Annotated in this window: 13 protein-coding genes; 10 read left to right on the top strand and 3 right to left on the bottom strand. The window is 63.7% G+C overall.

The genetic code is table 11. The features are described from left to right. Positions 1-133 precede the first annotated feature (133 nt). The 3 genes from AAGS40_RS04425 to AAGS40_RS04415 all read right to left on the bottom strand — a co-directional run bounded on the left by AAGS40_RS04425 (position 134) and on the right by AAGS40_RS04415 (position 2489). A complete protein-coding gene (locus tag AAGS40_RS04425; RefSeq protein ID WP_345814256.1) occupies positions 134-1108 on the bottom strand; it encodes a quinone oxidoreductase in 975 nt (324 codons plus the stop codon). 58 nt (positions 1109-1166) lie between these two features. Continuing rightward, entirely contained in the window at positions 1167-1556 is a 390-nt protein-coding gene (locus AAGS40_RS04420; RefSeq protein ID WP_345813453.1) for a methylglyoxal synthase, read from the bottom strand. 153 nt (positions 1557-1709) lie between these two features. Beyond that, a complete protein-coding gene (locus tag AAGS40_RS04415) occupies positions 1710-2489 on the bottom strand; it encodes an SDR family oxidoreductase (RefSeq protein WP_345814254.1) in 780 nt (259 codons plus the stop codon). Positions 2490-2715: 226 nt separating this feature from the next. Between AAGS40_RS04415 and upp the strand changes: the two genes are divergently transcribed. The 10 genes from upp to AAGS40_RS04365 all read left to right on the top strand — a co-directional run bounded on the left by upp (position 2716) and on the right by AAGS40_RS04365 (position 12641). Then, complete coding sequence (gene upp, locus AAGS40_RS04410; RefSeq protein ID WP_345813452.1) at positions 2716-3366, top strand: uracil phosphoribosyltransferase; 651 nt, start codon at positions 2716-2718, stop codon at positions 3364-3366. 524 nt (positions 3367-3890) lie between these two features. Beyond that, a complete protein-coding gene (locus AAGS40_RS04405; protein ID WP_345813451.1) occupies positions 3891-4619 on the top strand; it encodes a YebC/PmpR family DNA-binding transcriptional regulator in 729 nt (242 codons plus the stop codon). A gap of 109 nt (positions 4620-4728) precedes the next feature. After that, positions 4729-6027 carry a phosphoribosylamine--glycine ligase gene (purD, locus tag AAGS40_RS04400; protein WP_345813450.1) on the top strand — a complete coding sequence of 433 codons (1299 nt, stop codon included), beginning with the start codon at positions 4729-4731 and terminating at the stop codon, positions 6025-6027. 359 nt (positions 6028-6386) lie between these two features. Next, complete coding sequence (gene hemF / locus AAGS40_RS04395; RefSeq protein WP_345813449.1) at positions 6387-7310, top strand: oxygen-dependent coproporphyrinogen oxidase; 924 nt, start codon at positions 6387-6389, stop codon at positions 7308-7310. A gap of 79 nt (positions 7311-7389) precedes the next feature. Next, positions 7390-8148, top strand: a complete 759-nt coding sequence (locus AAGS40_RS04390; protein WP_345813447.1) for a nicotinate-nucleotide adenylyltransferase — start codon at positions 7390-7392, stop codon at positions 8146-8148. A 4-nt stretch (positions 8149-8152) separates the two neighbouring features. Beyond that, the gene (rsfS, locus tag AAGS40_RS04385; protein ID WP_345813445.1) at positions 8153-8605 is read left to right on the top strand and encodes a ribosome silencing factor; all 453 of its coding nucleotides are present in this window, start codon (positions 8153-8155) and stop codon (positions 8603-8605) included. A 126-nt stretch (positions 8606-8731) separates the two neighbouring features. Next, on the top strand, positions 8732-9202 hold the full coding sequence (gene rlmH / locus AAGS40_RS04380; RefSeq protein ID WP_345813444.1) for a 23S rRNA (pseudouridine(1915)-N(3))-methyltransferase RlmH: 471 nt from the start codon (positions 8732-8734) through the stop codon (positions 9200-9202). A gap of 354 nt (positions 9203-9556) precedes the next feature. Next, complete coding sequence (locus tag AAGS40_RS04375; RefSeq protein WP_345813442.1) at positions 9557-10183, top strand: Maf family protein; 627 nt, start codon at positions 9557-9559, stop codon at positions 10181-10183. Between the two features lie 9 nt (positions 10184-10192). Then, on the top strand, positions 10193-11662 hold the full coding sequence (gene rng, locus AAGS40_RS04370; RefSeq protein ID WP_345813441.1) for a ribonuclease G: 1470 nt from the start codon (positions 10193-10195) through the stop codon (positions 11660-11662). A gap of 61 nt (positions 11663-11723) precedes the next feature. Continuing rightward, entirely contained in the window at positions 11724-12641 is a 918-nt protein-coding gene (locus AAGS40_RS04365; protein ID WP_345813439.1) for a class I SAM-dependent methyltransferase, read from the top strand. The last annotated feature ends 52 nt before the right edge of the window (positions 12642-12693 follow it).

Genomic DNA, 12693 nt, shown 5'->3' with positions numbered 1-12693 from the left:
GACGGATTAAAGCTCGGCAAACGCGTATAAAAATCGCGTAAACGGACAGGGCCGCGCCATCTGACGATGGAGCGGCCCTGCTCTGTTGCGCGGAGGTTCAGCCGCGTACGCGCGGCATCAACGCTGCGTGAAGTTACGGCAGCAGGACGGTGGACCCCGTCGTGCGGCGCGCTTCCAGGTCCTCATGCGCGCGGCCGACGTCGGCCAGCGCATAACGCTGATTGACACTGGCTTTGACCTTGCCTGACACCAGCATGTCGAACAGTTCAGCCGACATCGCCTCGTAATCGCTGCGTTTGCCGATGTACGTGAACAGCGTGGGACGCGTAAAGAACAACGATCCACGCCCGGCTAATTCCGACGAGTCGATCGGCGGCAACGGACCCGACGCATTGCCGAAGCTCACGAACATACCAAGCGGCGCGAGACAGTCGAGCGACGCCGCAAATGTGTCCTTGCCGATCGAGTCGTAGACCACCGGCACGCCCGCGCCATTGGTGATTTCGCGCACGCGCCTCGTGAAGTTTTCGTGCGTGTACACGATCGCATGATCGCACCCATGCGCTTTGGCGATCCCGGCCTTTTCGTCCGAGCCGACCGTGCCGATCACCGTTGCGCCCAGCGCCTTCGCCATCTGGCACATGAGCAGTCCGACGCCGCCCGCCGCAGCCTGAATCAGGATCGTGTCGCCCGCTTTGACCGGATACGTGCGGCGCAACAGATATTGCGCGGTGAGCCCTTGCAGCATCACCGACGCGGCCTGTTCATCGGTCAACCCGTCCGGCACCTTGACGACCTGCGCTGCCGGCAGCACGCGCTCCTGCGTATAGGCGCCCGGCGGCCGCGCGACGTAGGCGACGCGGTCGCCCACGCTGAGATCGGTCACGCCCGGGCCGACCGCATTCACCTCGCCGGCCGCTTCCATGCCCAGACCGCCCGGCAGCGGCAGCGGGTAAAGGCCTGTGCGGAAATACACGTCGATGAAATTCAGGCCGACCGCTGTCTGACGGATGCGGATCTCGCCCGCACCCGGCTCGCCCACGTCGACGTCTACCCATTTCATCACTTCCGGGCCGCCTGCCTTATCGAATCGGATTGCCTTGACCATCATGCCTCCTTGATATGTGGGTGAGTTGAGCCCGATCCGGCCGCGGGCCCACCGTTCGTCAAACCTGTTGCGTAAGGCGCAGCGTCAACACGTCGAGCACCATGCGCGCGGTGGAGATGTTCGTCGCACACGGAATGTTGTGCACGTCGCACGCGCGGACCAGCGCATTGATATCCGGCTCGTGCGGTTGCGGCGTCATCGGGTCGCGCAGAAAAATCACCATGTCCACCCTTCCTTCCGCGAGTTGCGCGCCGATCTGGAGGTCGCCCCCATGCGGGCCGGACAGCATGCGCTCCACCTTCAAACCATGCGCCTCGGCGATCCGCGTGCCGGTCGTGCCGGTTGCGATGATGTCGCAGCGCGCGAGCGTATCGACGTATTCGCCGGCCAGTCTGACGATGTCGTCTTTCTTGTGATCGTGCGCGATCAGCGCAATGCGGGTGGTCATGACCTAAGACTCCTGAAACCGATGTAATGGCGATGTGATTGTTATGGTGATGCGTTGCACTCGTGCTGAACGAGCGCGGATCGACGCGCTGATCACGCGCCGATCAGACCGTGCCGATCAGACTGTGCCGATCCAATGCGGGTCAGGCGCCGGTCAGAACGTGCCGGGATAGGTGCCGCCGTCGATCAGCCAGTTCTGCCCGGTGATATAGCCGGCGTGCACGCTGCACAGAAACGCGCACGCACGGCCGAACTCGTCGCGGTTGCCGAAGCGGCCGGCGGGGATGCTTTTCATGCGCTCCTTGCGCGCTTCGTCGACGGAAATGTTCTTTGCTTTGGCTTGCGCCTCGAACGTCACGGCGATGCGGTCCGTGTCGAACAGACCCGGCAGCAGATTGTTGATCGTCACGCCGGTGGGCGCCACCTTGCGCGCGAGCCCGGCGACGAAACCCGTCAGCCCCGAGCGCGCGCCGTTGGACAAACCGAGCACGTCGATCGGCGCTTTTACCGCGGAACTCGTGATATTGACGATGCGCCCGAAACCGCGCGCGCTCATGGTGTCGATGGTCGCGCGGATCAGTTCGATCGGCGTGAGCATGTTGCTCTCGAGCGCGCGGATCCAGTCCTCGTGGGTGAAGTCGCGAAAATCGCCCGGCGGCGGGCCGCCTGCGTTGTTGACCAGAATGTCCGGTTGGGGGCAGACGGCCAGCGCGGCCGCGCGGCCCTCCGGCGTGGTGATGTCGCAGGCGACCGTTTTCACCTCCACGCCGCTTTGCCGGCGAATGTCGGCCGCGGTCGCCTCCAGCGTTTGCGCGGTGCGCGCGACGATCGTCAGGTTGACGCCCTCGGCGGCGAGCGCCTCCGCGCACCCGCGCCCGAGTCCCTTGCTGGCCGCGCAAACGAGCGCTGTGCGGCCTGCGATTCCCATGTCCATGTGCGTATCCTCGTGGCGAGTTCCGGGAACGCGAGCGCGTCCCGGCATTGCAATGCTTTCCCCGATTCTAGAAGAATTGGTGCCGGACTGTGCCGGCGCGCGCCAATCTCCGGTATCTTCCGGCGGCACTCTTTCGGTAAACTTGCGCCGTGGCGCGTCGCCAGCCAGCTTTTCCGGCTCGCCGCACGCCGAACCGATCCCTCTAGCCGCCGTTTGCGCCCCCGCCATGACTCAGGACAGCCGTTTTCCCAATCTTTTCATCCTCGATCACCCGCTGATCCAGCACAAGCTGTCGCACATGCGCGACCGGGACACCTCGACCCGCACATTCCGCGAACTGCTGCGTGAAATCACGCTGCTGATGGGCTACGAAATCACCCGCAATCTGCCGATGACCACGCGCCGCCTGAACACGCCGCTCGTCGAAATCGACGCGCCCGTGATCGCCGGCAAGAAACTCGCAATCGTGCCGGTGCTGCGCGCCGGCATCGGCATGTCGGACGGCTTGCTGGAACTCGTGCCGTCCGCTCGTGTGGGCCATATCGGCGTGTATCGCGCGGACGATCATCGGCCGGTCGAGTATCTGGTGCGTCTGCCGGACCTCGAAGACCGCGTGTTCATCCTGTGCGATCCGATGGTCGCGACCGGCTACTCCGCCGTGCACGCGGTGGACGTGCTCAAGCGCCGCAACGTGGCGGGCGAGAATATCCTGTTCCTCGCGCTGGTGGCCGCGCCCGAAGGCGTGCAGGTGTTTCAGGACGCGCATCCCGATGTCAAGCTGTATGTCGCTTCGCTGGATTCGCACCTGAACGCGCACGCGTATATCGTGCCGGGGCTCGGCGACGCGGGCGACCGCCTGTTCGGCACGAAAAACTGACAGGGTTTGGGGCAACGCGCAAGCCATACGCTGGAAACATCGGCGAAGCACGGCAGCAACGCAAACTCCGCTCACTTTCTGCTTCCATTTCACGCACTTTCCGGCTCGTTCTCCCTCTGCCGCGCCGTCGCGGCGTGATAAAATTCGCATCCGTTCAAGAGCGGCTCAGCCTGGGTCGCTTTCCCTGAGCGGCCCGGCCTGCACCACCGCCCGGCGCATCGCGCCGTGATGCGGGACCTGCCGGGTTAGCGAAACAACGCAACAACGCAAAAGCGAAAGCGCGCATCAATGCGGGTAACGCGTTCCCGTCTGGCGCCTGCTTGAGCGGCTGAACGCCGCTGACCGCGTCGTCCCGTTTAAACCGCGCTGCCGGCCTCCGGTGCCGCTCGCCCGGACGTGGTCGGGCCGACACAGTTCCACCAGGCGGTTTGACATCGAGGCGCGCGAACACGCGTACGCGCCGGCGATCGCAACGACAATTGCACTATGCGTGCGCCCTGCCGGCGTGCGCGATGGAGAAAAGTATGGCGGGTCACTCGAAATGGGCCAACATCAAGCATAAGAAAGCAGCGGCCGACGCCAAACGCGGCAAGGTCTGGACGCGGCTCATCAAGGAAATCCAGGTTGCGGCGCGCATGGGCGGCGGCGACATCGACTCGAACCCGCGCCTGCGCCTCGCCGTCGAAAAGGCGTACGACGCCAACATGCCGAAAGACAACGTCAATCGCGCGATCCAGCGCGGCGTCGGCGGCGTGGACGGTGCGAACTACGAAGAAATCCGCTATGAAGGCTACGGTATCGGCGGCGCGGCGGTGATCGTCGACACCATGACCGACAACCGCACGCGCACGGTCGCGGAAGTGCGTCACGCGTTCTCGAAGAACGGCGGCAACATGGGCACGGACGGCTCCGTGTCGTTCATGTTCGACCACGTCGGCCAGTTCCTGTTCGCGCCTGGCACCGCTGAAGACAAGCTGATGGAAGCCGCGCTCGAAGCCGGCGCGGACGACGTCGTCACGAATGAAGACGGCAGTATCGAAGTGCTGTGCCCGCCGAACGACTTCCCGAAGGTGAAGGCCGACCTCGAAGCCGCAGGCTTCAAGGCGGAGGTAGCGGAAGTCACGATGAAACCCCAGACGGAAGTCGAATTCACCGGCGACGACGCGGTGAAGATGCAGAAGCTGCTCGACGCGCTGGAGAATCTGGACGACGTGCAGGAAGTCTATACAAACGCCTCGATCGCGGAAGAATGAGCGGTGTGCGCGCCCCGGCGGCGCGCGGCGTTGGGTTGGGCGTGGGTCTGTTTTTCGCGGCTGGGCGGGTTGCCTCGGCCGTCATGGTTTTTTAGTTTCGGGGATTCACATGAAGTTACTCGTCGTCGGTTCCGGCGGTCGCGAACATGCTCTCGCATGGAAGCTCGCGCAATCGCCACGGGTTCAACTCGTCTACGTTGCACCTGGCAACGGCGGCACCGCTCAGGACGAGCGTCTGCGCAATATCGAGATCACGGAGCCGGCCGCGCTTGCCGATTTCGCCGAGAAGGAACAGGTGGCCTTCACGCTGGTCGGGCCGGAGGCGCCGCTTGCGGCGGGCATCGTCAATCTGTTCCGCTCGCGCGGTCTGAAGATTTTTGGGCCGACCAGAGAAGCAGCCCAGCTCGAAAGCTCGAAAGACTTTGCCAAGGCCTTCATGAAGCGCCATGCCATTCCCACTGCCGAATACGAAACGTTCGCCGACGTCGCCGCCGCGCATGCTTATCTTGACGCGAAAGGCGCGCCGATCGTAATCAAGGCCGACGGTCTCGCGGCCGGCAAGGGTGTGGTGGTCGCGCAAACGCTGGAAGAAGCGCACGCGGCCGTCGACATGATGCTGTCGGACAATCGGCTCGGCGACGCCGGTGCGCGCGTCGTGATCGAAGAATTTCTCACGGGCGAGGAAGCGAGCTTCATCGTCATGGTGGACGGCAAGCACGTGCTGCCGCTCGCGTCGAGCCAGGACCACAAGCGTCTGCTCGACGGCGATCAGGGCCCGAACACCGGCGGCATGGGCGCGTATTCGCCCGCCCCTATCGTCACGCCGCAACTGCACGCGCGGGTCATGCGCGAGATCATTCTTCCCACCGTGCGCGGCATGGAGAAGGAAGGCATCCGCTACACCGGCTTCCTGTATGCAGGTCTGATGATCGACGCGCAGGGCAACCCGAAAACGCTCGAATTCAACTGCCGCATGGGCGATCCGGAAACGCAGCCAATCATGGCGCGTCTGAAGGGCGACTATTCGAAGGTGGTCGAACAGGCTATTGCAGGCACGCTGGATACGGTCGAACTCGAATGGGACCGTCGCACCGCGCTCGGCGTGGTGATCGCCGCGCATAACTATCCGGACATGCCGCGCAAAGGTGACCGCATCAACGACATCCCGGCGGAAACGGCGGACTCGGTTACGTTTCATGCCGGCACAACGCTGAAAGACGGCAAGCTGACCACGTCGGGCGGACGTGTGCTGTGTGTGGTGGGTCTCGCGGATTCGGTGCGCAGCGCGCAGTCCATCGCCTATGAGACGATCAACCAGATCTCGTTCGACGGCATGCAGTATCGCCGCGATATCGGCTACCGCGCGCTGAACCGCAAACACGACGCCAAGGCCGAAGGCAAACACTAAGGTCCGTCGAGCGCAACCTGCGTGCGGCGCCATTGGCGCTACACTGCGGGCATCGATGAAGCTTGCCGGCGGCAATGAGCGGATCGCATGGCCGCAGTCTTGTGCGGCCGCTGCTGCGCAGCCCGCGTTGCGCGAGCGGTTGCCATTCTGATTTCCTGTCGAGGTCAGCCCTGCGCAGCGCCGTTCAGCGCGCGCATGGCGGCCGCCGCGCCACCGTATCCGCTGCGGATTTTGGGACCATGCATGACGACGGAGCGGGTCCCAGGCCCTGCGGTCGCCAGTCCAGCGGCGGTCAGCTGGCAATGTCTTCACGAAGAACCTGCGGCACGACGAGCGTGTCGCCCTCTGCATCTGCATTCATGACCGATTCGACCTACGACGCACACGCCGTGCGCAGCTGGCTGCAAGGCCTGCAAACGCACATCGCCGACACGCTCGGCGCATTCGACGGCACGCCGTTCGCAACCGACGCGTGGCAGCGCGCACCCGGCGAAGCGCTGCGCGGCGGGGGCTGCACGCGCATTCTCGAAGGCGGCCAATTCTTCGAGCGCGCGGGCATCGGCTTTTCGGACGTGGCCGGCGACACGTTGCCCGGCTCGGCGAGCGCAGCGCGGCCTCAGCTGGCCGGACGTGGTTTCGAGGCAATGGGCGTGTCGCTCGTGCTGCACCCGCACAATCCGCACTGCCCGACCGTGCATATGAACGTGCGGCTGCTGATTGCCACGAGGCCCGGTGAAGAGCCGGTGTTCTGGTTCGGCGGCGGGATGGACCTGACGCCGTATTACGGTTACGAAGAAGACGCGCAGCATTTCCACCGCGTGTGCCGCGATTCGCTCGCGCCTTACGGGGCGGACCTTTATCCGCGTTTCAAGCGCTGGTGCGACGAGTACTTTTTCCTCAGGCACCGCAACGAACCACGCGGCATCGGCGGGATTTTTTTCGACGATTTTTCGGCGCCGGGCTTCGATCAATCGTTCGCCATGCTGAAAAGCGTCGGCGACGGATTCCTCGAGGCGTACCTGCCGATCATCGAAAAGCGCCGCAACATTCCGTACGGCCAGGCAGAGCGGGACTTCCAGGCGTACCGTCGCGGTCGCTACGTCGAGTTCAATCTGGTCTTCGACCGTGGCACACTGTTCGGGTTGCAAAGCGGCGGACGCACGGAATCGATCCTGATGTCCATGCCGCCTGTGGTGAACTGGCGCTACAACTGGCATCCCGAACCGGGCACCCCGGAAGCGCGTCTTTACAGCGATTTTCTCGTGCCACGTGACTGGGTATAAGGCTTTCCGAGCCATTACCGCCCATCGCGTCGATACGACAAAGGATCATCACCTGAAGCCAAACGCTCACCCTATCGCCTTGTCCCGCCGGATCGGACTGTTAGGCGGCACTTTCGACCCGATCCACGACGGCCACCTCGCGCTCGCACGGCGCTTCGCCGAGGTGCTGCAACTGACCGAGCTGGTGCTGCTGCCCGCCGGCCAGCCCTGGCAGAAAGCGGACGTTACGCCGGCCGTGCATCGGCTCGCGATGACCCGCGCGGCGGCCGGCGAATTCCTGTTGCCCGGCGTAACGGTGCGTGTCGCAACAGACGAGATCGATCACGTCGGGCCGACCTACACGATCGAGACGCTGCAGTTATGGCGTGAGCGTGAGGGTCAGGATACGTCGATCGTGCTGCTGATCGGCGCCGATCAGCTCGTGCATCTCGATACGTGGCGCGACTGGCGGCGCCTGTTCGAGTTCGCGCATATCGGCGCGGCCACGCGTCCCGGCTTCGATCTGGCGTCGATCCCGTCCGCGGTCGCAGAGGAAATCGACAGGCGCCGTGCGAGTGCCGAAGTATTGCGGGGCACCCCATGCGGCCATTTACTGATCGACACGGCCCTCGCGTTCGACATCTCGGCCACCGATATTCGCGCGCATCTGCGCGAGCAGGTCGGCCAGCGGCTCGCTTACGCGCACGGCGAAAGCCTGGCCACGAACGACGAGGACGCTGCCCACGAATCAACGCAGCCGCATTCCGCGCTGCCGGCACAGCCGCACACGCAGGCCGCAAGCCATGTCCCCGCCGCGGTGTGGGACTATATTCTTCAACATCATTTGTACCACCGGTAACCCCATGGATATTCGCAAACTGCAACGCGTGATCGTCGACGCTCTCGAAGACGTCAAAGCGCAAGACATCAAGGTGTTCAGCACCAGCCACCTGACCGCGCTGTTCGATCGCGTGATCGTCGCGAGCGGCACCTCCAATCGCCAGACCAAGGCGCTCGCTTCGAGCGTGCGGGAAAGCGTGAAAGAAGCCGGCGGCGACATCGTCAGCACCGAAGGCGAGGACATCGGCGAATGGGTGCTGGTGGATTGCGGCGACGCGATCGTCCATATCCTGCAACCGGCGCTGCGCCAGTACTACAACCTCGAAGAAATCTGGGGTGACAAGCCGGTGCGTGTGAAGCTGTCCACGCCCGACCCGTTCGGCGGTGCGCGTTCGAGCGAGTCGGACGAAGAAGACGAAGACGACGAAGCACCGGCCGCCAAACCGGCGCGCAAGTCGCCGGCGCGTCGCAAGTAAGCGCGCGAGCGCCGGTGAGTGCCGGCGGGTGGTGACATGCGGCACTGAGTCCGCGTTCGCCATTGTCACCGGTTCGCCAGTCCATGCGCCGTTGCGTTCCTGCTCGCGCGTGTCATTGCTCAAGCCATGAAACTGCACATACTCGCCGTCGGCCACAAGATGCCGGACTGGATCGCCACGGGTTTCGACGAATACGCGAAGCGCATGCCGCCCGAGCTGCGCATCGAGTTACGCGAAATCAAACCGGAGCAACGTTCGTCGGGGCGTCCGGCTGAAAGCGTGATGGCCGCCGAGCGTCTGAAGATCGAGGCCGCGTTGCCAAAGAACGCGCGCATCGTCGCGCTCGACGAACGCGGCAAGGACTGGACCACCATGCAGCTCGCCGCTGCGCTGCCGGGTTGGCAGCAGGACGGCCGCGACGTTGCGTTTCTGATTGGCGGCGCGGACGGCCTCGACCCCGACCTGAAAGCGCGCGCCGACATGCTGCTGCGAGTGTCGAGCCTGACGCTGCCGCACGCGATGGTGCGCGTGCTGCTCGCCGAACAGCTTTACCGCGCGTGGACCATCACGCAGAATCACCCCTATCATCGCGCGTGAGTGCGCTTGGTGCGCTTGGTGCGCTTGGTGCGCTTGGTGCGCTTGGTGCGCCTGAATGCGCCTGAATGCGCCGAATGGCTCCCAAGTCCGCCCGGTGCACTGGACGCGTCAAGGCGGCCGAAGCGCGCCAAGTGCGTCCGAGCTTCTGATGAATCGGGCCAGCAGCGCGTCGAGCGTCTGCGGCACGGTTATCTTGTCGTACGTCGTGCTTCAACCGCCGGCATGTCCGCGCGCATCGATCGAGACAACCCGCGCACGCTGTTGGCAAGCCGTTGCCGTTCGCTGTCCCGCCGAAGCAAGCGTGCGCCCGCCCCCTCGTTGCCTTCGCCATCGTCGTTCAATCGAGACTCATCCATGTCCATGCCAGCCCCGCTGCATCCATTCGTCTATCTTGCTTCGCAGAGCCCGCGCCGCCAGGAGCTACTGCAACAACTCGGCGTGCGTTTCGAGTTGCTGCTGCCGCGTCCGGACGAAGATGCCGAAGCCCTCGAAGCCGAGTTGCCTGGCGAACGCGCGCGCGACTACGTACAACGCGTCTGCGTCGCGAAAGCGCATGCCGCGCGCGAGCGCCTCGTGGCCGGCGCCCATGCGGCGCGGCCAATCCTGGTTGCGGACACAACCGTCACCATCGACGACGCGATTCTCGGCAAGCCGGTCGATGCGGACGACGCCATGGCGATGCTCACGCGCCTCGCCGGACGCGATCACGAAGTATTGACGGCGATCGCCGTAGTCGACGCGGACGGTACATTGTTGCCCGCCGCACTCTCCGTTTCGAAAGTGCGTTTTGCTGCGGTGCACGCGGACGCGATCCGTCGTTATGCGGCAAGCGGCGAGCCGCTCGGCAAGGCTGGCGCATACGGTGTGCAGGGACGCGCGGCGGAGTTTATCGAGCATATTGACGGGTCCTATTCAGGTATCATGGGTTTGCCGCTTTTTGAAACCGCTGCCCTTCTGCGTGCAGTGCGCATCGACTTCTAGAACAACACCATGAATGAAGAGATCCTGATCAATGTCACGCCGCAGGAAACGCGCGTCGCGCTCGTCCAGCAAGGCGCAGTCCAGGAGCTTCACGTCGAAAGAACACTGTCGCGCGGCCGGGTCGGGAATGTCTATCTTGGCAAGGTCGTACGCGTGCTGCCGGGCATGCAGTCCGCTTTCATCGACATCGGTCTGGAGCGCGCCGCGTTCCTCCATGTCGCCGACATCTGGCATCCACGCATTGCCGGCGAGCCACAGCATCAAACGCCGCATCAGCCTATCGAGAAGATCGTCTTCGAAGGTCAGACGCTCATGGTGCAGGTCGTGAAAGACCCGATCGGCACCAAGGGCGCGCGGCTGTCCACGCAGGTGAGCATTGCCGGGCGCACGCTCGTCTATCTGCCGCAGGAACCGCACATCGGCATTTCGCAGAAGATCGAAAGCGAGGCCGAGCGCGAAGCCGTGCGCGCACGCCTGACCGCCGTGTTGCCCGCCGACGAGAAAGGCGGCTACATCGTGCGAACCATCGCGGAAGATGCCACCAGCGAAGAACTGGCCGGCGACGTTGCGTATCTGCGCAAGACCTGGGCAACGATCCTGTCGCAAGGGCAGCGCATGCCGCCCACCAGCCTGCTGTATCAGGACCTGAATCTGGCGCAACGCGTGCTGCGCGATTTCGTCAACGACGAGACGTCGCGCATTCAGGTGGATTCGCGCGAGACGTATCAGATGCTCGCGGATTTCGCGGCGGAGTTCACGCCGGCGGTGTCGGCGAAACTGCATCACTACACCGGCGAGCGGCCGCTCTTCGATCTGTACAACATCGAAGCGGAAATCCAGCGCGCGTTGTCGCGCCGCGTGGACCTGAAGTCGGGCGGCTATCTCGTGATCGACCAGACCGAAGCAATGACCACGATCGACGTGAATACCGGCGGTTACGTGGGCGCGCGCAATTTCGACGACACGATTTTCAAGACCAATCTCGAAGCCGCGCATACGATCGCGCGGCAATTGCGGCTGCGCAATCTGGGCGGCGTGATCATCATCGACTTCATCGACATGGAAAATGTCGAGCACCGTGAGCAGGTGCTCGGCGAGTTGAAGAAGGCGTTGTCACGCGATCGCACACGCGTAACGGTGAATGGTTTCTCTCAACTCGGTCTCGTGGAGATGACACGCAAGCGCACGCGTGAATCGCTCGCGCATGTGCTGTGCGAACCGTGCCCGGTCTGCCAGGGCAAAGGCCAGGTCAAGACGCCGCGTACCGTGTGCTACGACGTGCTGCGCGAGATTTTGCGCGAGTCGCGCCAGTTCAATCCGCGCGAGTTTCGCGTGGTGGCGTCACAGCAGGTGATCGACCTCTTTCTCGAAGAGGAATCGCAGCACCTGGCCATGCTGATCGATTTCATCGGCAAGCCGGTGTCGTTGCAGGTGGAGTCGAATCTGAGCCAGGAGCAGTACGACATCGTTTTGATGTAGGGCCGCTCTGCGTGCGAAATCTGCCGGTTACAATCCTGCGGACCCCATGAACGGAGACGCCATGATCATTCCCGACAGATACGAAGACTGGCTGGCCCAACGAGAGCGCCAACGGCTTCAGCTTCTTGCAGAGCACGAGATCTGGGAGCAACTGGAAAGTGCTGCCCAATCAGGTGAACCGGCGCTCTTCGCAGCGCTTCGTGATCTGCCTGTCGACACCGTCGGCGCGCTGCTGATGGACATACCCGCCCGTTACCCGTTGCTTCGTCGTTACCTTCCGAGCATGGCGTCGAACGAAGTTCAGGAATTCTGGACGGGCAGCCACGGCCTCGACCTGCTTTTGCAGACATGCGGCTTCGTGCGCTCGGTCCGGGACGGCTTTCTGCAGTACACGGGACGCCGGCTATCGAACCTGCCGACGCTCGACTACGGATGCGGATGGGGGCGCATTCTGCGCGTGATGCTGTCGCTCGTCGGTCCGGAAAACCTGTTCGGTTGTGATCCATGGCACAAATCGCTGGAAGCCTGCGACGGCCACCATATCCGCGCCAACATCGCATTGTCGGATTACCTGCCGACCAGTTTGCCGTTTCCAGGGCAGCAGTTCTCGCTGATCTATGCGTTCTCAGTGTTCACCCATCTTTCAGAGCGGGCGGCCGATGCGGCGCTGGCCGCGTGCCGCAGGCATGTCGCACCCGACGGACTGATGGTGGTGACCGTGCGCCCCGGCGCTTACTGGGACAAACATGCTGCCGTGTTTGGCCTTCCCGACATGGAACAGCAGAAGCACGATCACGCCACACGCGGCTTCGCATTCCTGCCACATGATCGTGAAGCCGTGGACGGAGAAATTACGTACGGCGACACCTCCATCTCGCCGGACTATATCCGGGAAAGATGGACAGATTGGGAACTCGCCGGCATTGACCGTCTATTGCAGGACCCGACCCAAACAATCGTGTTTCTGAAACCAAGGTGACGTCGCCAGCACGACCGGCAGCTGACTGACGTTCCACGCACGGCAACCGGCG

The sequence above is a fragment of the Paraburkholderia sp. PREW-6R genome (assembly GCF_039621805.1).
Classification (GTDB): Bacteria; Pseudomonadota; Gammaproteobacteria; order Burkholderiales; family Burkholderiaceae; genus Paraburkholderia.
Note: the sequence above shows the minus strand (reverse complement) of the source record. Positions and strands in the feature narration are given on the sequence as shown.